General features: G+C 62.8%; 14 protein-coding genes. 8 read left to right on the forward strand and 6 right to left on the reverse strand.

Annotated features, from left to right (window positions below; translation table 11 throughout):
* The first annotated feature begins 22 nt into the window (after window positions 1-22).
* On the forward strand, window positions 23-640 hold the full coding sequence (gene thrH / locus JYG36_RS10015; RefSeq protein WP_213603770.1) for a bifunctional phosphoserine phosphatase/homoserine phosphotransferase ThrH: 618 nt from the start codon (window positions 23-25) through the stop codon (window positions 638-640).
* 44 nt (window positions 641-684) lie between these two features.
* Here the strand turns inward: thrH and pabB are convergent, their stop codons facing one another.
* The 4 genes from pabB to rloA form a co-directional block, all read right to left on the reverse strand.
* Window positions 685-2,028 carry an aminodeoxychorismate synthase component I gene (pabB, locus tag JYG36_RS10020; protein ID WP_213603772.1) on the reverse strand — a complete coding sequence of 448 codons (1,344 nt, stop codon included), beginning with the start codon at window positions 2,026-2,028 and terminating at the stop codon, window positions 685-687.
* Window positions 2,029-2,155: 127 nt separating this feature from the next.
* Complete coding sequence (locus tag JYG36_RS10025; protein WP_045194737.1) at window positions 2,156-3,133, reverse strand: alpha-L-glutamate ligase-like protein; 978 nt, start codon at window positions 3,131-3,133, stop codon at window positions 2,156-2,158.
* Window positions 3,133-4,665 (reverse strand): osmotic stress tolerance membrane protein RloB, encoded by a 1,533-nt coding sequence (rloB, locus tag JYG36_RS10030; protein WP_045194736.1) that lies wholly within the window; start codon window positions 4,663-4,665, stop codon window positions 3,133-3,135. The genes JYG36_RS10025 and rloB overlap by 1 nt, the downstream gene beginning before the upstream one ends.
* A gap of 5 nt (window positions 4,666-4,670) precedes the next feature.
* The gene (gene rloA / locus JYG36_RS10035; protein WP_213603774.1) at window positions 4,671-5,207 is read right to left on the reverse strand and encodes a retropepsin-like aspartic peptidase RloA; all 537 of its coding nucleotides are present in this window, start codon (window positions 5,205-5,207) and stop codon (window positions 4,671-4,673) included.
* 293 nt (window positions 5,208-5,500) lie between these two features.
* Here rloA and JYG36_RS10040 point away from each other — a divergent pair, with 293 nt between their 5' ends.
* The 6 genes from JYG36_RS10040 to prpD all read left to right on the forward strand — a co-directional run bounded on the left by JYG36_RS10040 (window position 5,501) and on the right by prpD (window position 13,881).
* On the forward strand, window positions 5,501-6,211 hold the full coding sequence (locus JYG36_RS10040; protein WP_045194728.1) for a GntR family transcriptional regulator: 711 nt from the start codon (window positions 5,501-5,503) through the stop codon (window positions 6,209-6,211).
* Complete coding sequence (gene prpB / locus JYG36_RS10045; protein ID WP_045194726.1) at window positions 6,208-7,098, forward strand: methylisocitrate lyase; 891 nt, start codon at window positions 6,208-6,210, stop codon at window positions 7,096-7,098. The genes JYG36_RS10040 and prpB overlap by 4 nt, the downstream gene beginning before the upstream one ends.
* Window positions 7,099-7,175: 77 nt before the next feature.
* Window positions 7,176-8,303, forward strand: a complete 1,128-nt coding sequence (prpC, locus tag JYG36_RS10050; RefSeq protein ID WP_213603776.1) for a bifunctional 2-methylcitrate synthase/citrate synthase — start codon at window positions 7,176-7,178, stop codon at window positions 8,301-8,303.
* A 160-nt stretch (window positions 8,304-8,463) separates the two neighbouring features.
* Window positions 8,464-11,055, forward strand: coding sequence for a Fe/S-dependent 2-methylisocitrate dehydratase AcnD (acnD, locus tag JYG36_RS10055; protein WP_213603778.1), 2,592 nt, complete (start codon window positions 8,464-8,466; stop codon window positions 11,053-11,055).
* 99 nt (window positions 11,056-11,154) lie between these two features.
* The gene (prpF, locus tag JYG36_RS10060) at window positions 11,155-12,345 is read left to right on the forward strand and encodes a 2-methylaconitate cis-trans isomerase PrpF (RefSeq protein ID WP_213603780.1); all 1,191 of its coding nucleotides are present in this window, start codon (window positions 11,155-11,157) and stop codon (window positions 12,343-12,345) included.
* A 51-nt stretch (window positions 12,346-12,396) separates the two neighbouring features.
* Complete coding sequence (gene prpD, locus JYG36_RS10065; protein ID WP_045194719.1) at window positions 12,397-13,881, forward strand: 2-methylcitrate dehydratase; 1,485 nt, start codon at window positions 12,397-12,399, stop codon at window positions 13,879-13,881.
* Window positions 13,882-13,967: 86 nt separating this feature from the next.
* On the opposite strand, the gene acnB is transcribed toward prpD, so the two are convergent.
* Window positions 13,968-16,577, reverse strand: coding sequence for a bifunctional aconitate hydratase 2/2-methylisocitrate dehydratase (acnB, locus tag JYG36_RS10070; protein WP_045194717.1), 2,610 nt, complete (start codon window positions 16,575-16,577; stop codon window positions 13,968-13,970).
* Window positions 16,578-16,983: 406 nt separating this feature from the next.
* Here acnB and JYG36_RS10075 point away from each other — a divergent pair, with 406 nt between their 5' ends.
* Complete coding sequence (locus tag JYG36_RS10075) at window positions 16,984-17,451, forward strand: DUF1289 domain-containing protein (protein WP_093381002.1); 468 nt, start codon at window positions 16,984-16,986, stop codon at window positions 17,449-17,451.
* Between the two features lie 49 nt (window positions 17,452-17,500).
* Here JYG36_RS10075 and JYG36_RS10080 read toward each other — a convergent pair whose 3' ends face one another.
* Window positions 17,501-18,364, reverse strand: coding sequence for a universal stress protein (locus JYG36_RS10080; protein WP_045194712.1), 864 nt, complete (start codon window positions 18,362-18,364; stop codon window positions 17,501-17,503).
* Between the last annotated feature and the right edge of the window lie 70 nt (window positions 18,365-18,434).

Here is an 18,434-nt window from a genome sequence, read left to right on the forward strand (position 1 = left end):
GGCGTTGTTCGAGGAGTGTGCTGTGGAAATTGCCTGTCTCGACCTGGAAGGCGTATTGGTCCCGGAAATCTGGATCGCCTTCGCGGAAAAAACCGGAATCGAATCGCTGCGGGCCACCACCCGTGACATTCCCGATTACGACGTGCTGATGAAACAGCGCCTGCGCATCCTCGATGAGCACGGCCTGAAGCTTTCCGATATCCAGGCGGTGATCGCCACGCTCAAGCCACTGGACGGCGCCATCGAGTTCGTCGACTGGCTGCGTGAGCGTTTCCAGGTGGTGATTCTTTCCGACACTTTCTACGAGTTCTCCCAGCCTCTGATGCGCCAGCTGGGCTTCCCGACGCTGCTCTGCCATCGATTGATCACCGACGAAAACGACCGGGTGACCGGCTACCAGCTGCGCCAGAAAGACCCCAAGCGCCAGTCGGTGCTGGCCTTCAAGAGCCTGTACTACCGGGTGGTTGCCGCGGGGGATTCGTACAATGACACCACCATGCTCGGCGAGGCAGATGCAGGGATTCTGTTCCATGCGCCGGAGAACGTGATCCGCGAGTTTCCGCAGTTCCCGGCGGTGCATGATTTTGCGGCGCTGAAGAAAGAGTTCATCAAGGCTTCGAACCGCTCGTTGAGCCTGTAGGGCCTCATCGCGGGGCGACGCCTCGACTTGCCCCGCGATGCTTTTCAGAGGCCTTGCAAGGTCTCGAGCAACACCTTGACCTTGGTGATCGACTCTTCGTACTCCGCCTGCCAGTCCGAATCCGCCACCACTGCGCCACCCCCCCAGCAGCACACCTGACCGTCCTTGACCAGCAGGCTGCGGATGGCGATCGAGCTGTCCATCTCGCCGCGCACATCCACATACAGCAACGACCCGCAGTACAGCGCCCGACGGCTGGGTTCCAGCTCGTCGATGATCTGCATGGCGCGGATTTTCGGTGCGCCGGTGATCGAGCCGCCGGGGAAGCTGTCAGCGATCAGGTCCAGGGCATCCTTGCCGGCCGCCAGGCGCCCGGTGACGCTGCTGACCAGGTGATGGACGTTGGGGTAGCTCTCCAGGCTGAACAGCTCCGGGACCTTCACCGAACCGATCTCGCAGGTGCGCCCCAGGTCGTTGCGCAGCAGGTCGACGATCATCAGGTTTTCTGCGCGATCCTTGCTGCTGCCCAGCAGTTCGGCGGCGTTGCGCGCATCTTCGTCGGCATCGCTGCTGCGCGGGCGGGTGCCCTTGATCGGCCGGGTTTCGACCTGGCCATTGCTGACCTGGATGAAACGCTCCGGCGAGAAGCTCAGCAGCGCGCTGCCGTCGGCCAGCAACTGGAACCCCGAGTACGGCGTCGGGCAGGCCTGGCGCAGGGCCTGGTAGGCGTGCCAGGGGTCGCCCTGGCAGGGCGCGCGAAAGCGTTGGGTGAGGTTGATCTGGTAGCAGTCGCCGGCATGGATGTACTGCTGCACGCGGTCGAAGGCCTGGCGGTAGCTGTGTGCGCTGATATCGCCGCGCATCGGTGCTTGCAGGGCGAAGCTGGCGGCATCGATAGCAGGTGGCGCCTCGAACAGTTCAATCAGGCGCTGGCGTTCGGCCGCTGCCAGGCTTGGGTGAAACAGCAGCTGGCTGCACTTTTGCTGGTGATCGCTGATCAGTGCCCAGGCATACAGGCCAAGGCTGGCATCGGCCAGGCCCAGGTCATCGACAGCGATGCTTGGCAGTTGCTCCAGGCGCCGGCCAAAGTCGTAGCTCAGGTAACCGATCAGGCCGCCGGCAAACGGCAACTCGATGCCATCCGGTACCTGCGCCTGGCCCAGTTGCGCCAGGCTTTCACGCAGCCGTTGCAGGTAGGCGCTACCACGTTCATCCATCGCGGGCGCGAGGGTTTGCAGCGGCCAGGCGCTGAGCAGGTCAAAGCGGCCGCGTTCGGCGCTAGGCCGGGCGCTGTCGAGCAACACGGCGCCGGGCGCCTGGCGAATACGCGCGAAGTAGGCCGCAGGGTCGGCCTGGTAGGGCAGGGGGTGGAGCGTACAGGTCGGCATGCAAGTAACAGCTATGAATGCGGGGAGGCGATTGTAGTCCTCTGTAGGAAATGCTCCTAGCGCTGACTACGACATAGAGGCTCCAGGGCGCGCCAGCCGGGCAGGCTGGCGCGCACAGGATGTGGACTCAGCTCGGCACGTGGCCGAACAGCTCCTGGGCGAAGCGTACGCGTTCTTCGGGGCTTTCCTGGCGGCCGTCTTTGGCCAGTTGCTCCAGGTGCGCTTCCACCGCGTGGGTACGCAGGGTCAGGCCGCAGTCGTTGGCGATCTGGATGTTCAGGCCGGGGCGGGCGTTGAGTTCGAGGATCAACGGGCCCTTGTCCTGGTCCAGCACCATGTCGACACCGATGTAGCCCAGGCCGCACAGCTCGTAACAGCCGGCGGCAAGCTTCATGAAGCCGTCCCAGTTCGGCAGTTGCACGCCGTCCACCGCGTTGGTGGTGTCCGGGTGCTTGCTGATGATGTTGTTCAGCCAGGTACCGCGCAGGGTCACGCCGGTGGCCAGGTCGACGCCGACGCCGATGGCGCCCTGGTGCAGGTTGGCCTTGCCGCCGGACTGGCGGGTCGGCAAACGCAGCATGGCCATCACCGGGTAGCCCATCAGTACGATGATACGGATGTCCGGCACGCCTTCGTAGCTGATGCTCTTGAAGATCTGGTCGGGGGTAACGCGGTACTCGATCAAGGCGCGGTCGCGGTGACCGCCCAGGGAGTACAGGCCGGTGAGGATGCTGGAGATCTGGTGCTCGATTTCCTCGTGGCTGATGATCTTGCCCGAGACCGTGCGGTAACGGTCTTCGAAGCGATCGGCAACTACCAGGATGCCGTCGCCGCCGGCACCCTGGGCAGGCTTGACGACGAAGTCGCTGCGCCCGCCGATGATCTCGCCGAGCTTGTCGATCTCTTTCTCGGTGGAGATGATCCCGTACATTTCCGGCACATGGATGCCGGCCTGGATCGCACGCTCCTTGGTGATGATCTTGTCGTCGACGATCGGGTACAAATGGCGCTTGTTGTACTTGAGGACGTAGTCCGCATTGCGCCGGTTGATACCCATGATGCCCCGGGCCTCCAGGGCTTTCCAGGTTTTCCAGAGACCGAACATCAGGCGTCAGCCTTCACGAAAGCCTTGAAACGCACCAGCTCCGTCAGGCGGTAGCCGCGGTAGCGACCCATCGCCAGCATGAAGCCCACCAGAATCAGCAGTACCGCCGGGAAGGTGAAGACGAAGTACACCAGCTCCGGCACGCTCATCAGCAGATGCGCCAGGGAGGCAGCGAACAGGGTGCCGATCGCCACTTTCATGGCATGGCCGCCGCCGCGTTCTTCCCAGGTGATCGACAGGCGTTCGATGGTCATGGTCAGGATCACCATCGGGAACAGCGCGACCGACAGGCCGCGTTCCAGGCCCAGCTTGTGGCTGAACAGGCTGATGGCGGCGATCAATACCACGACGAAGGTCAGCACCACCGACAGGCGCGGCAGCATCTGCAACTTGAGGTGTTCAAGGTAGGAGCGTAGCGACAGCCCGAGCGCGGTAATCACCGTGAACAGGATGATGCCGAAGCCCAGCTGGGTTTCGCGGAAGGCCAGGGCGATCAGCACCGGGGTGAAGGTACCCAGGGTCTGGATGCCGATCAGGTTGCGCAGCACCAGGATCACCAGCACGCCGATCGGGATCATCACCATGATCATGAAGGTCTGCTGGGTCTGCAGCGGCAGGCCGTACAGCGAGTACTCGAGGAAGTCGGCGTCGGTGTTCTCGTCGGTCAGCTTGGCCAGGCGAATGGCGTTCATTTCGCTGTTGTTGAGGCTGAAGCTGACGTTGGCTTTCTTGCCGCCATCGACGGTGATCAGGTTGTCGTCACCGGTCCACCACAGCAGGCGGTCGGCCGGCAGGCCTTGCTCGCCGGTGTCCGGGTTGAAGTACAGCCAGTCGCTGCCGTTGAAGCTGCGCAGCCACAGTTCAGGGGTTTGCGGCTGGTCGGCGACCAGGCGGATGGTGTGGACCTTCTCCACCGGCACGTGGGCAATCGACAGCAGCAGGTCGATGACCTTGGCCTTGTTCAGCGACGAGGTATCGCCGGCCAGCAGCAGCTTGACGTTGTCGTCGTTGAGGTTGTTGACCCGCTTGATGGTCTCGCCAACGAAGGTTTCGACGTCGGCCGAGTGCTGGCGAATAGGCGCCATCAGGGCTTCGGCGGCGATCTTCTCGGGGCCTTCTACCGCCAGGCTGTCGCGGAAGGTCGGGCCCTTGATCTTGGCTTTTTCGGTGCTGTAGCGCTTGGTCAGCACCAGACGGTAGTAGAGGGTCTGGTTGCCGCTGGCGCGACGGGCCGACCAGGTCACCTTGCGGTTGCCGTCGACGCGGTTGACGCTGACGCCGTAGTTGTTGGAGATGAAACTCTCGTTGAGGCTCACATAGTCGCGGCTCAGCGGCGGCACGAACATCTGGACCTTGACCGGGTCCTTGGGGCTGGCGACGAACTCGACCTTGGCGTCGATGTTCCACAGGTCATCGGTTTCGTCCTCGGTCACCGGAATGCCGAGAAAGAAGATCTGATAGGCCGTGACCAGGATGCCCAGTAGCACCAGGACGGTAATCAGGACTTTCAGATGGAGGGTAAGAGAGCGCATCAGGATTACTCTGCGGTGTGAGCGTCAGTGGCGCAGGCGGGTTTGCCGGCAGCGTATTTAAGGCTTGGATCGACCAGCGCGTCGAAGTGCTTGAGGGCCTCGGAGCCGATCAGCAGCGGATACTGGAACGCGCTGCGGTCGGTCAGGTTCACTTCGATGCTGCGCAGGGCCGTACCCATGCAGATGTTCATGGCAATCACCGGGCGGGCGGTATAGGCCTTGCCTTCGTCCGGGTCGTAATCTCCGGCGCGTCGCTTGATCTTGCTGACGCGGGCCAGTGGTCGTTCTATCGGATGCGAGTGGGCAGCGTCAATTGCCAGGTAGAAGCGCACCCATGACTCACCATCGCGCTTGAAGCGCTTGATGTCGCGGGCACTGAGCGAGGCGGTCTTGGCCCCGGTGTCGAGTTTGGCCGCCACTTCCAGGTCGATATCGGCCAGGCGGGCGTATTCATTAAGGCCGTACACGGTCTTTTCCGCAGCCTGGCCCAGGGCCGGCAACAGACAGAGGCTGAACAACAGGGGGAGGGGCGTAAGTCTCATAAATCCTGGCGCGGTGCTGTGCGATGTTCGGGTCAAGGCCACTGGCAGTACTGCGCAAGCTTCCTCGTTTACCTGGCACCTGCATAAACAGATGACAGACACACTATTCGTGCCCCGTCGGGAGGCGCGGCATTCTATCACGCTGGTGTGCTGGCGCCAGCGGCTGGACTCAGACAACAGCGGACACCTTGAAGTTCGTTCTTAGACGATTGTCGACAATGTTCATTTTGTCTTTGACTCCGCATGCCGATTTAGCTAGTTTTGCCCTCATTGATTTATGAGGTGTCGACAATATGCTGGACACAGCCCAAGCCCCCGGCACAGTGGCAGACGACAGCGAAACCCTCTCGGAAAACGTCTTCCGGCGTATCCAGGCGGCCATCGTCAAAGGCGAGATCGCCCCCGGCAGCAAGATCTCGGAGCCGGAGCTGGCACGCACCTACGGCATCAGCCGCGGGCCGCTGCGCGAGGCCATCCACCGCCTGGAAGGCCAGCGCCTGCTGGTGCGCGTACCGCATGTCGGGGCGCGGGTAGTGTCGCTCAGCCATGCCGAGCTGATCGAGCTGTACGAGATCCGCGAGTCCCTCGAAGGCATGGCCTGCCGCCTGGCCGCCGAGCGTATGAGCGTAGCCGAGATCGACGAACTGCGCCGGGTGCTCGACACCCACGAGCGCGACGCCACCTTCCAGGCCGGCCTGGGCTATTACCAGCAGGAAGGCGATTTCGACTTCCACTACCGGATCATCCAGGGCAGCGGCAACCGCACCCTGGTGCAGATGCTCTGCGGCGAGCTGTATCAACTGGTGCGCATGTACCGCATCCAGTTCTCCGCCACGCCCAACCGGCCACGCCAGGCGTTCGCCGAACACCACCGGATTCTCGATGCCATCGCCGACCGTGACGGTGAACTGGCCGAGCTCTTGATGCGCCGGCACATCGGCGCCTCCAAACGCAACATCGAGCGTCACTATCTGGACGCTACCAGCCCACGAGGTGAGTCATGAGTCAGAAAAGCAGTCCCGGCCAGCGCTTTCGCGATGCAGTTGCCGCCGAACACCCGTTGCAGGTGGTCGGTGCGATCAACGCCAACCACGCGCTGCTGGCCCAGCGTGCCGGTTTCAAGGCCATCTACCTGTCTGGTGGCGGTGTTGCCGCAGGCTCCCTGGGCCTGCCTGACCTGGGCATCAGTGGCCTGGACGACGTGCTGACCGACGTACGGCGCATCACCGACGTCTGCGACCTGCCGCTGCTGGTCGACGTCGATACCGGTTTTGGCTCCTCGGCGTTCAACGTCGCCCGTACGGTCAAGTCGATGATCAAGTTCGGCGCTGCCGCCATTCATATCGAAGACCAGGTCGGCGCCAAGCGCTGCGGCCACCGCCCGAACAAGGAGATCGTCACCCAGCAGGAGATGGTCGACCGCATCAAGGCCGCCGTTGATGCCCGTACCGACGACAGCTTCGTGATCATGGCGCGTACCGACGCCCTGGCCGTTGAAGGCCTGGAAGCGGCCCTGGATCGCGCTGCCGCCTGCATCGAAGCCGGCGCCGACATGGTCTTCCCGGAAGCCATCACCGAGCTTTCGATGTACAAGACCTTTGCCGACCGGGTCAAAGCCCCGATCCTCGCCAACATCACCGAATTCGGCGCGACGCCTTTGTACACCACCGAAGAGCTGGCCTCGGTCGATGTCTCGCTGGTGCTGTACCCGCTGTCGGCCTTCCGCGCCATGAACAAGGCCGCGGAAAACGTCTACACCGCGCTGCGCCGCGACGGCACGCAGAAAAACGTCATCGACACCATGCAGACTCGCATGGAACTGTACGACGCCATCAACTACCACGTGTTCGAGCAGAAGCTCGACGCCCTGTTCGCCCAGAAAAAGGGCTGAATGCTCGAACCTGTAGAAGCGGGCTTGCCCCGCGATTAGCCAAGATTCCATAACAATTTCAAAAGTGGAGAAAGACAATGGCCGAAGCAAAAGTACTCAGCGGTGCCGGCCTGCGTGGTCAAGTGGCCGGGCAAACCGCACTGTCGACCGTGGGCCAGGCCGGTGCCGGCCTGACCTACCGTGGTTACGACGTGCGCGACCTGGCCGAGCACGCGCTGTTTGAAGAAGTCGCCTACCTGCTGCTGTACGGCGAGCTGCCAAGCAAGGCGCAGCTGGCCGAGTACCAGCAAAAGCTGAAAACCCTGCGCGACCTGCCGCAGGCCCTCAAGGAAGTGCTTGAGCGCATTCCGGCCAACGCCCACCCGATGGATGTCATGCGTACCGGTTGCTCGGTGCTCGGCACCCTGGAGCAGGAGCTGACCTTTGCGCAGCAGCACGACAAGACCGATCGCCTGCTGGCGCTGTTCCCGGCGGTGATGTGCTATTGGTACCGCTTCAGCCACCATGGCGTGCGCATCGACTGCAGCAGCGACGAAGACACCCTCGGCGGCCACTTCCTGCACCTGCTGCACGGCAAGAAGCCGAGCGAGCTGCACGTCAAGGTGATGAACGTCTCGCTGATTCTTTACGCCGAGCACGAATTCAACGCCTCGACCTTCACCGCGCGGGTTTGTGCCTCGACCCTGTCCGACCTGTACTCCTGCGTCACCGCCGCCATCGGCTCGCTGCGCGGCCCGTTGCATGGCGGCGCCAACGAAGCGGCGATGGAGCTGATCGAGCGCTTCCAGAGCCCGCAGGAAGCGGTCACCGAGCTGCTGCAGATGCTCGCGCGCAAGGACAAGATCATGGGCTTTGGCCATGCCATCTACAAAGAGTCCGACCCGCGTAACGAAGTGATCAAGGCCTGGTCGAAGAAGCTGGCGGACGAGGTGGGCGATACCGTGCTGTACCCGGTGTCCGAAGCCATCGACAAGACCATGTGGGAGCAGAAGAAACTGTTCCCCAACGCCGACTTCTACCATGCCTCGGCGTACCACTTCATGGGCATCCCGACCAAGCTGTTCACCCCGATCTTCGTCTGCTCGCGCCTGACCGGCTGGGCGGCGCATGTGTTCGAACAGCGTGCCAACAACCGCATCATCCGCCCGAGCGCCGAGTACACCGGCGTCGAACAGCGCAAGTTCGTGCCAATCGAACAACGCTGAGACCAGGCCGAGCTGCAAGCTTGAAGCGCCAAGCTGCAAGTAACAGCAGGGATGTGCCCCGGCAGTAAATGCTGACGCACCACTCATCTGCTTTGCTTGCCGCTAGTGGCTTGGGGCTTGTAGCTGGCTTTCGACCTTACCGTGATTGAGTCCCTGTGCCATGAATAGTGAATTTCGCAAGAACCTGCCGGGCACTGGCCTGGATTATTTCGACGCCCGCGCGGCTGTCGATGCGATCAAGCCCGGCGCCTATGACCGTCTTCCCTATACCTCGCGGGTGCTGGCGGAAAACCTTGTGCGCCGCTGCGACCCGGCCAGCCTCAATGCTTCGCTGGGCCAGCTGATCGAGCGCAAGCGCGACCTCGACTTCCCCTGGTTCCCGGCCCGTGTGGTGTGCCACGACATTCTTGGCCAGACCGCGCTGGTCGACCTCGCCGGCCTGCGCGACGCCATCGCCGAAGGCGGCGGTGACCCTGCCCAGGTCAACCCGGTGGTGCCGGTGCAACTGATCGTCGACCACTCCCTGGCGGTGGAATGCGGTGGTTTCGACCCGCAGGCGTTCGAGAAGAACCGCGCCATTGAAGACCGCCGCAACGAAGACCGTTTCCACTTCATCAACTGGACCAAAAAGGCGTTCAAGAACGTCGACGTGATTCAGCCAGGCAACGGCATCATGCACCAGATCAACCTGGAGAAAATGTCGCCGGTGATCCATGCCGAGCGCGGCGTGGCCTACCCGGATACCTGCGTCGGCACCGACAGCCACACCCCGCACGTCGATGCCCTGGGCGTGATCGCCATCGGCGTCGGCGGCCTTGAGGCCGAAAACGTCATGCTCGGCCGTGCCTCGTGGATGCGCCTGCCGGAGATCGTCGGCGTCGAGCTTTCGGGCAAGCCGCAGCCGGGCATCACCGCCACCGACGTGGTACTGGCCCTGACCGAATTCCTGCGCAAGGAAAAGGTCGTTGGCGCCTACCTTGAATTCTACGGCGAAGGCGCTCGCGCCCTGACCCTGGGCGACCGCGCGACCATCTCCAACATGGCCCCGGAATACGGCGCCACCGCGGCGATGTTCTCGATCGACCAGCAGACCATCGACTACCTCAAGCTCACCGGCCGTGAAGACCAGCAGGTCAAGCTGGTAGAAACCTACGCCAAGGTCGCAGGCCTCTGGTCCGACAGCCTGGCCAACGCCGAGTACGAGCGAGTGCTGCGTTTTGACCTGTCCAGCGTCGTGCGCAACATGGCCGGGCCGTCCAACCCGCACGCCCGGGTCGCCACCAGCGACCTGGCGAGCAAGGGCATCGCCGGCCAGTGGGAGGAAGTACCGGGGCAAATGCCCGATGGCGCGGTGATCATCGCTGCCATCACCAGTTGCACCAACACCAGCAACCCGCGCAACGTGATTGCCGCCGGTTTGCTTGCGCGCAACGCCAACAAGCTGGGCCTGGTGCGCAAGCCGTGGGTCAAGTCTTCGCTGGCACCGGGTTCCAAAACCGTCGCCCTGTACCTGAAAGAGGCGGGCCTGGATGACGAGCTGGAGCAGCTCGGTTTTGGCATCGTCGCCTTTGCCTGCACCACCTGTAACGGTATGTCTGGCGCGCTGGATCCGCTGATACAGCAGGAAATCATCGACCGCGACCTGTACGCCACCGCCGTGCTCTCGGGCAACCGCAACTTCGACGGGCGGATTCACCCATACGCCAAGCAGGCGTTCCTGGCGTCGCCGCCGCTGGTGGTGGCCTACGCGATTGCCGGCACCATCCGTTTCGACATCGAGAAGGACGTGCTGGGCGTGGTCGACGGCAAGGAAATCCGCCTGAAAGACATCTGGCCAAGCGACGAAGAGATCGACGCGGTGGTCAAGGCCGCGGTCAAGCCCGAGCAGTTCCGCCAGGTGTACATCCCGATGTTCGCCGTGCAGGAAGACACAGGGCCCAAGGTCACCCCGCTGTACGACTGGCGCCCGATGAGCACCTACATCCGCCGCCCGCCGTACTGGGAAGGCGCCCTGGCCGGCGAGCGCACGCTCAAGGGCATGCGCCCGCTGGCGGTGCTGCCGGACAACATCACCACCGACCACCTGTCGCCGTCCAACGCCATCATGCTCGACAGCGCCGCCGGTGAATACCTGGCGAAAATGGGCCTGCCGGAGGAAGACTTCAACTCCTACGCGACCCACCGTGGTGACCATCTGACCGCTCAGCGCGCAACCTTTGCCAACCCGAAACTGTTCAACGAAATGGTCCAGGAAAACGGCAAGGTCAAGCAGGGTTCGCTGGCGCGCCTCGAGCCGGAAGGCAAGGTCACGCGCATGTGGGAGGCGATCGAAACCTACATGCAGCGCAAACAGCCGCTGATCATCGTTGCCGGTGCCGACTACGGCCAGGGCTCGTCCCGTGACTGGGCGGCCAAGGGCGTGCGCTTGGCCGGTGTCGAGGCCATCGTCGCCGAAGGCTTCGAGCGTATCCACCGTACCAACCTGGTGGGCATGGGCGTGTTGCCGCTGGAGTTCAAGGCGGGCGTCAACCGCAAGACCCTGGGCATCGACGGCACTGAAACCTTCGACGTGCTCGGTGAGCGCACCCCGCGGGCGACCCTGACCCTGGTCATCACCCGGGCCAACGGTGAGCGTGTCGAAGTGCCGGTGACCTGCCGCCTGGATACCGCCGAAGAAGTCTCGATCTACGAAGCGGGCGGGGTGCTGCAGCGCTTTGCCCAGGACTTCCTCGAATCGGCGGTCGCGGTTTGAGGTAGGGCCTCATCGCGGGTCAAGCCCGCTCCCACTGAACTGTGGGAGCGGGCTTGACCCGCGATAGCTCCCCCAAAGCACTCACAGGACAACTCAGCCATGGCTCACGTACCCCAGATCAAAATCCCCGCCACCTACATTCGTGGCGGCACCAGCAAGGGCGTATTCTTTCGCCTCGACGACCTGCCGCAAAGCGCGCAGATCCCGGGCCCGGCCCGCGACGCGCTGCTGCTGCGGGTAATCGGCAGCCCCGACCCCTACGGCAAGCAGATCGACGGCATGGGCGGCGCGACGTCGAGCACCAGCAAGACCGTGATCCTCTCGCGCAGCATCAAGCCCGAGCATGATGTCGACTACCTGTTCGGCCAGGTCTCGATCGACACCGCGTTCGTCGACTGGAGCGGCAACTGCGGCAACCTCTCGGCAGCCGTTGGTTCGTTCGCCATCAGCGCCGGCCTGGTCGACGGCAGCCGCATCCCGCACAACGGCGTGGCCGTGGTGCGCATCTGGCAGGCCAATATCGGCAAGACCATCGTTGCCCACGTGCCGATCACTGACGGTGAAGTGCAGGAAACCGGCGACTTCGAACTGGACGGCGTGACCTTCCCGGCCGCCGAAGTGCAGCTCGAATTCATGGACCCGGCCGCCGACGAAGACGGCGAGGGCGGCTCGATGTTCCCCACCGGCAACCTGGTCGATGACCTGGTGGTGCCCGGCGTCGGCACCCTGAAAGCCACGCTGATCAATGCCGGCATCCCGACCATCTTCATCCAGGCCGAGGCCCTCGGCTACACCGGTACCGAGCTGCAGGATGCGATCAACGGCGACTCGCAGGCCCTGGCCCGTTTCGAAGCCATCCGTGCCTATGGTGCGGTGCGCATGGGCCTGATCGAGCATATCGACGAGGCCGCCAAGCGCCAGCACACACCGAAAGTCGCCTTTGTCGCGCCAGCGGCGGCTTATCAGTCATCCAGTGGTAAAGCCGTGGCCGCCGGCGACGTTGATCTATTGGTACGGGCGCTGTCCATGGGCAAGCTGCACCACGCCATGATGGGCACCGCTGCGGTTGCCATTGGTACTGCCGCGGCAGTGCCTGACACCCTGGTCAACCTCGCCGCCGGTGGTGGCGAGCGCACGGCCGTACGTTTCGGTCACCCCTCGGGCACCCTGCGCGTCGGCGCCGAAGCCCGCCAGGTGAACGGTGAGTGGACTGTCACCAAAGCAATCATGAGCCGCAGCGCTCGCGTACTGATGGAGGGCTGGGTACGGGTACCCGGTGATGCCTTCTAACCAGTAGCGGCGCTTGGCTCCCTGTTACCTACGTCAACAGAGAGATGTGAAATGAGTGCCAACGTTGATCTGAACAACCGTCCCGACTACGACCGGGTGCTGCAGGACATCGCCGATTACGTCCTCGGCTACAAGGTCGAGTCGCAGGAGGCGCTGGACACCGCGCGCAACTGCCTGATGGACACCCTGGGCTGCGGCCTGCTGGCCCTGCGCTTCCCGGAATGCACCAAGCACCTGGGGCCGCTGGTGGAGGGCACGGTGGTGCCGTTCGGTGCGCGGGTGCCAGGTACCCGCTACCGCCTGGACCCGGTCAAGGCCGCCTGGGACATCGGTTGCATCGTCCGTTGGCTCGATTACAACGACACCTGGCTGGCTGCCGAATGGGGCCACCCCTCGGACAACCTCGGCGGTATCCTGGCCGTCGCCGATCACCTCTCGCAAAAACGCGTGGCCAATGGCGAAGCGCCGCTGAGCATGCGCGTAGTGCTTGAGGCGATGGTCATGGCTCATGAGATCCAGGGTGTGATTGCCCTGGAAAACTCCTTCAACCGCGTTGGCCTTGATCATGTGTTGCTGGTCAAGGTCGCCTCGACCGCGGTGTGCGCCAAGCTCATGGGCGCCAATCGCGAACAGCTGCTGGCGGCGTTGTCCCACGCCTTTGTCGATGGGCAGGCGTTGCGTACTTATCGCCATGCGCCGAACGCCGGCTCGCGCAAGTCCTGGGCGGCGGGCGATGCCTCCAGCCGTGGCGTGCGCCTGGCCGATATCGCCCTGCGTGGCGAGATGGGTATCCCCGGGGTGCTGACGGCGCCGCAGTGGGGCTTTTATGACGTGCTGTTCAGCCACACCAACAAGGACCTGGCGCTCAAACCTGAAGGCAAACGTGCTTTCAGCCTGAGTCAGAAGTACGCAAGCTACGTGATGGAAAACGTGCTGTTCAAGATCAGCTTCCCGGCCGAATTCCATGCCCAGACTGCCTGCGAAGCGGCAGTCACCTTGCACCCGCAGGTGCGCAACCGCCTGCATGAAATCGAGCGTATCGTCATTACCACCCATGAGTCGGCGATCCGCATCATCTCCAAGGTTGGCACCCTGGCCAATGCCGCTGACCGTGATCACTGCATCCAGTACATGACCGCCGTGCCGCTGATTTTCGGCAACCTGGTGGCCGAGCAGTACGAAGATGATTTCCATGCTGCGCACCCGATCATTGACCGTCTGCGCGAGAAGATGGAGATCGTCGAAGAGCCGCGATTCACCCGCGAGTACCTGGAGGCCGACAAGCGTTCGATCGCCAATGCTGTGCAGGTGTTCTTCAACGATGGTTCGAGTACCGAGCAGGTGGTGGTGGAGTACCCGATCGGCCATCGCCGGCGCCGGGCCGAGGGCATTCCGCTACTGGAAGAGAAGTTCAAGGCCAACCTGGCGACGCGGTTTACCGGGCAGCGTTCGGCGCAGATATTTGCCCTGTGCAAGGACCAGCAGGCGCTTGAAGCGACGGCAGTGCAGCGGTTTGTGGATTTGTTTGTGATCTGAGGGCCTCATCACGGGGCAAGCCCGCTCCTACAAGGCTCAATAAAAAACCCCGCCAATTGGCGGGGTTTTTTTAACGCTAAGTCAGCTTAGGCTTGAACAACCGGGATCTTGGCGTTCGCAGCGGCTTCACGGAACTCGGCGATCTGGTCGAAGCTCAGGTAGCGGTAAACGTCGGCAGCCATGCTGTCGATGTTCTTCGCGTACTCCATGTACTCTTCGACGGTTGGCAGCTTGCCCAGGATCGAGGCAACAGCGGCCAGCTCGGCAGAGGCCAGGTAGACGTTGGCGCCATCACCCAGACGGTTCGGGAAGTTACGGGTCGAAGTCGACACTACGGTCGAGTTCGCCGCAACGCGTGCCTGGTTACCCATGCACAGCGAGCAGCCCGGCATTTCCATGCGCGCGCCAGCCTTGCCGTAGATGCCGTAGTAGCCTTCTTCGGTCAGCTGGTGAGCGTCCATCTTGGTGGGCGGCGACAGCCACAGACGGGTCGGGATCGAGCCTTTGACCTTGTCCAGCAGCTTGCCGGCAGCGCGGAAGTGACCGATGTTGGTCATGCACGAACCGATGAACACTTCGTCGATCTTCTCGCCCTGTACCGAGGACAGCAGACGGGCGTCGTCCGGGTCGTTCGGGGCGCAGAGTACAGGCTCTTTGACGTCGGCCAGGTCAATCTCGATGATCTCGGCGTATTCGGCGTCCTTGTCGGCAGCCAGCAGTTGCGGGTTGGCCAGCCAGGCTTCCATCGCTTGCGCGCGGCGTTCCATGGTGCGGGCATCGCCGTAGCCTTCGCTGATCATCCAGCGCAGCAGGGTGATGTTCGACTTCAGGTACTCGGCAACGGCTTTTTCCGGCAGCTTGATGGTGCAACCGGCAGCCGAACGTTCGGCCGAGGCGTCGGACAGTTCGAACGCTTGCTCGACGGTCAGCTCGTCCAGGCCTTCGATTTCCAGGATGCGGCCGGAGAAGGCGTTGATCTTGCCTTTCTTCTCGACGGTCAGCAGGCCTTTCTGGATGCCATAGTAAGGGATGGCATGGACCAGGTCACGCAGGGTGATGCCTGGCTGCAGCTTGCCCTTGAAGCGCACCAGTACCGACTCCGGCATGTCCAGCGGCATGACGCCGGTGGCCGCGGCGAAGGCGACCAGGCCGGAACCTGCAGGGAACGAGATGCCGATCGGGAAGCGGGTGTGCGAGTCACCACCGGTACCGACGGTGTCCGGCAGCAGCATGCGGTTCAGCCAGCTGTGGATGATGCCGTCGCCTGGACGCAGGGACACGCCGCCACGGGTGCGGATGAAATCCGGCAGGGTGTGGTGGGTGGTGACGTCGATCGGCTTTGGATAGGCCGCGGTGTGGCAGAACGACTGCATGACCAGGTCGGCGGAGAAGCCCAGGCACGCCAGGTCTTTCAGTTCGTCACGGGTCATCGGGCCAGTGGTGTCCTGGGAGCCGACGGTGGTCATCTTCGGTTCGCAGTAGGTGCCTGGACGCACGCCTTTGCCTTCCGGCAGGCCGCAGGCTTTACCGACCATCTTCTGTGCCAGGGTGTAGCCCTTGCCGGTGTCGACAGGTGCTTCAGGCAGCTTGAACAGGTCGGTTGGGCCCAGGCCCAGCTCGGCGCGGGCTTTCTCGGTCAGGCCACGGCCGACGATCAGCGGGATACGGCCGCCAGCGCGGACTTCGTCGAGCAGCACCGGGGTCTTCAGTTCGAAGGTGGTGATGACGTCTTCGGTGCCGTGCTTGCAGACTTTGCCAGCGTGCGGGTAAACGTCGATGACGTCGCCCATGTTCAGGTTCGACACGTCGAACTCGATCGGCAGGGCGCCGGCGTCTTCCATGGTGTTGTAGAAGATCGGGGCGATTTTCGAACCGAAGCAGAAGCCGCCAGCGCGTTTGTTCGGTACGTACGGGATGTCGTCGCCGAAGAACCACAGCACCGAGTTGGTGGCGGATTTACGCGAGGAACCGGTACCGACCACGTCACCGACGTAGGCAACCGGGAAGCCTTTGGCTTTGACTTCTTCGATCTGCTTGAGCGGGCCGATGGCGCCTTGTTGCTCAGGCACGATGCCGTCACGGGCCATTTTCAGCATGGCCAGGGCGTGCAGCGGGATGTCAGGGCGCGACCAGGCGTCCGGGGCAGGGGACAGGTCGTCGGTGTTGGTTTCGCCAGGGACCTTGAACACGGTCAGGCTGTACTTGTCAGCGATGGCTGGCTTGCTGGTGAACCACTCACCGGCGGCCCAGGATTCCAGCACGGCCTTGGCGTGGGCATTGCCCGCCTTGGCTTTTTCGGCGACGTCGTGGAAGGCATCGAACATCAGCAGGGTGTGCTTGAGCTGTTCGGCGGCCACAGGGGCCAGTTCGGCGTTGTCCAGCAGCTCGACCATGGTGGCGATGTTGTAGCCGCCCTGCATGGTGCCCAGCAGCTCAACGGCGCGCTTCTTGTCGATCAGCGGCGAGGTGGCTTCGCCTTTGGCGATGGCGGAAAGGAAACCGGCCTTGACGTAGGCGGCTTCGTCCACTCCTGGTGGAACGCGATTGGTGATCAGGTCGACGAGGACTGCTTCTTCGCCAGCAGGGGGATTCTTCAGCAGCTCGACCAGGCCTGCGGTTTGTTCGGCGTTAAGCGGCTGGGGCACGATACCCTGGGCGGCACGCTCTTCGATGTGTTTGCGGTAGGCTTCAAGCACAGTTATTACCCTCATCAGTGGTCCCAAATGGGTGTCCGGGACGCTCATCCAGAAATTCCGGCAGCCATGCGCAATACGGCTTCTTGGGCCGCGTAGCCAGGGTTGCAGGAAATCCTTACAGAAGCTGCTTTCAAAGTTTTACGCCTGTAGAACGGAGGCTGATGAGGGCTGGCGCGGGACATGCGCGAAGCGAATATCCCGGGCCAACGCCGTTCTACCGGATGAACTGTGCTCGTGACGCTTTGAAAACAGCTTCTAACGGACATTGCTGCCTTAAAAAGGCCGGATGATTCTACGGTAAAAAGTCGATAAAGGTAAGGCGCGCTGGATGACTTTAGCGGGTGACCCTCGTTAGACAAAGGGCTAACATGGCAGCCTGTTCCACCGCCAAGCTGTCGGTTTTTTCATGTCCAATCAGTCAATTAAAACGCCTTGCGTCGGCCTCTGTTCCACGGTTTACGGGGACTTGGTGTGCCGTGGCTGCAAGCGTTTTCACCATGAAGTGATCAACTGGAACGGCTACAACGAAGATGAGAAGCGTGCGGTGTGGCTGCGCCTGGAGCAATTGCTGGTGCAGGTCATGGTGGCCAAACTTGAAGTCTTTGATGCCACGCGCCTGCGCCAGCAACTGGAGCTGCGCAAGGTCCGCTTCGTAGCGCATCAGTCCGAATATTGCTGGGCTTATCAACTGATTGCCCGCGGCGCACGGGTGATCCGTGAGCTGGAGGCTTACGGCATGGTGCTGCTGCCGGAGTTTCGCGACTGGGAATTGCCCGAGCTGCGCGATGCCATTGATCGGGAATTCTTCCTGCTGTCTGAAGCGCATTACCAGCGCTATATCGCGCCAGGCTTTCTCAAGGATGCCTTGGGGTAGGTGGTCAAGCCTGCTCCTGTAGGAGCGGGCTTGACCCGCGATGAGGCCCTCAGCCCCTGGCCAGTTCCGTCAGCTGCACCTTCACCTCCTCGGTCTTGAGCACCAGCACATCACACTCCAGCGCATCGAGCACCACTTCCGCGGTGTTGCCGATCAGCGCCCCGGAAATCCCGGTACGGGCCACGGTGCCAATCACCGTCACCGCCGCTTCGTACTTTTTCGCCGTATAGGGAATCAGCACATCCGCCGGCCCTTCGGCAACATGCAGGCGCTCATTGCTGATATCGAACTCGGCCTGGAACGCTGCGCATTCCTCGCGGTACTTGCGCTCGATGGTGTCTTTGAGCTGATACACCGGGTCTGCCGCTGACAGCATCGGCGACGGATGGGCGCTGATCACATGCAGCTCGCCCTTGGCCAGGCTTGCGATCGCGTAGCCATGGTCGATGATGCTGGTGTGCAGCAGGCGATGGGCCTCGTCGTGGTTGCCGACGTCGACTGCGGCAAGAATCACCCCGCCGGTCCACGGGCGCTCGCTCTTGACCATCAATACCGCGCACGGGCACTGGCGCAGCAGCTTCCAGTCGCTGGGGGTGAGCAGGGCGCGCTTGAGTGGGTTATCCGGGCGATGCTCCTTGATCACCAGCTCGCAGCCTTCGGCCTGCTGCACACTGACGATCGACTCGTGCAAGGTGTCGTGCCAGGCCTGCTCATGGGTTACGTTGTTGTAGCCGTCATCATGCAGCTGGCTGGCCAGCAGGCTGAGCAGGGCGCTGTGGTCGTGTTTCTTGTCGCACATCAGCAAGTGCAGGCGCGCGCCGGTGACCCCGGCGATCAGTTTGGCCCGGGTCAGCGCCCGGCTGTGAGCGTGATCGGGATCCAGTACCACCAGGATGCTGCGTACTTCTTGCATGAGCGTGAACTCCCTTCATAAATGGCGGCCAATGCCTGACTATAGTCGGCGCCAACTGCACCGGGCGTTG

Origin of the sequence: Pseudomonas sp. SORT22 (assembly GCF_018417635.1) — a bacterium.
Classification (GTDB): Bacteria; Pseudomonadota; Gammaproteobacteria; order Pseudomonadales; family Pseudomonadaceae; genus Aquipseudomonas.

Excerpts from the sequence above, each read along its gene's own strand:
- rloB (WP_045194736.1), bottom strand. The coding sequence starts at position 4,665 with ATGCGCTCTCTTACCCTCCATCTGAAAGTCCTGATTACCGTCCTGGTG.
- acnD (WP_213603778.1), top strand. The coding sequence starts at position 8,464 with ATGAATAGTGAATTTCGCAAGAACCTGCCGGGCACTGGCCTGGATTAT.
- prpB (WP_045194726.1), top strand. The coding sequence starts at position 6,208 with ATGAGTCAGAAAAGCAGTCCCGGCCAGCGCTTTCGCGATGCAGTTGCC.
- JYG36_RS10075 (WP_093381002.1), top strand. The coding sequence starts at position 16,984 with ATGTCCAATCAGTCAATTAAAACGCCTTGCGTCGGCCTCTGTTCCACG.
- prpD (WP_045194719.1), top strand. The coding sequence starts at position 12,397 with ATGAGTGCCAACGTTGATCTGAACAACCGTCCCGACTACGACCGGGTG.
- JYG36_RS10025 (WP_045194737.1), bottom strand. The coding sequence starts at position 3,133 with ATGTTCGGTCTCTGGAAAACCTGGAAAGCCCTGGAGGCCCGGGGCATC.
- prpC (WP_213603776.1), top strand. The coding sequence starts at position 7,176 with ATGGCCGAAGCAAAAGTACTCAGCGGTGCCGGCCTGCGTGGTCAAGTG.
- JYG36_RS10080 (WP_045194712.1), bottom strand. The coding sequence starts at position 18,364 with ATGCAAGAAGTACGCAGCATCCTGGTGGTACTGGATCCCGATCACGCT.
- JYG36_RS10040 (WP_045194728.1), top strand. The coding sequence starts at position 5,501 with ATGCTGGACACAGCCCAAGCCCCCGGCACAGTGGCAGACGACAGCGAA.
- prpF (WP_213603780.1), top strand. The coding sequence starts at position 11,155 with ATGGCTCACGTACCCCAGATCAAAATCCCCGCCACCTACATTCGTGGC.
- rloA (WP_213603774.1), bottom strand. The coding sequence starts at position 5,207 with ATGAGACTTACGCCCCTCCCCCTGTTGTTCAGCCTCTGTCTGTTGCCG.
- pabB (WP_213603772.1), bottom strand. The coding sequence starts at position 2,028 with ATGCCGACCTGTACGCTCCACCCCCTGCCCTACCAGGCCGACCCTGCG.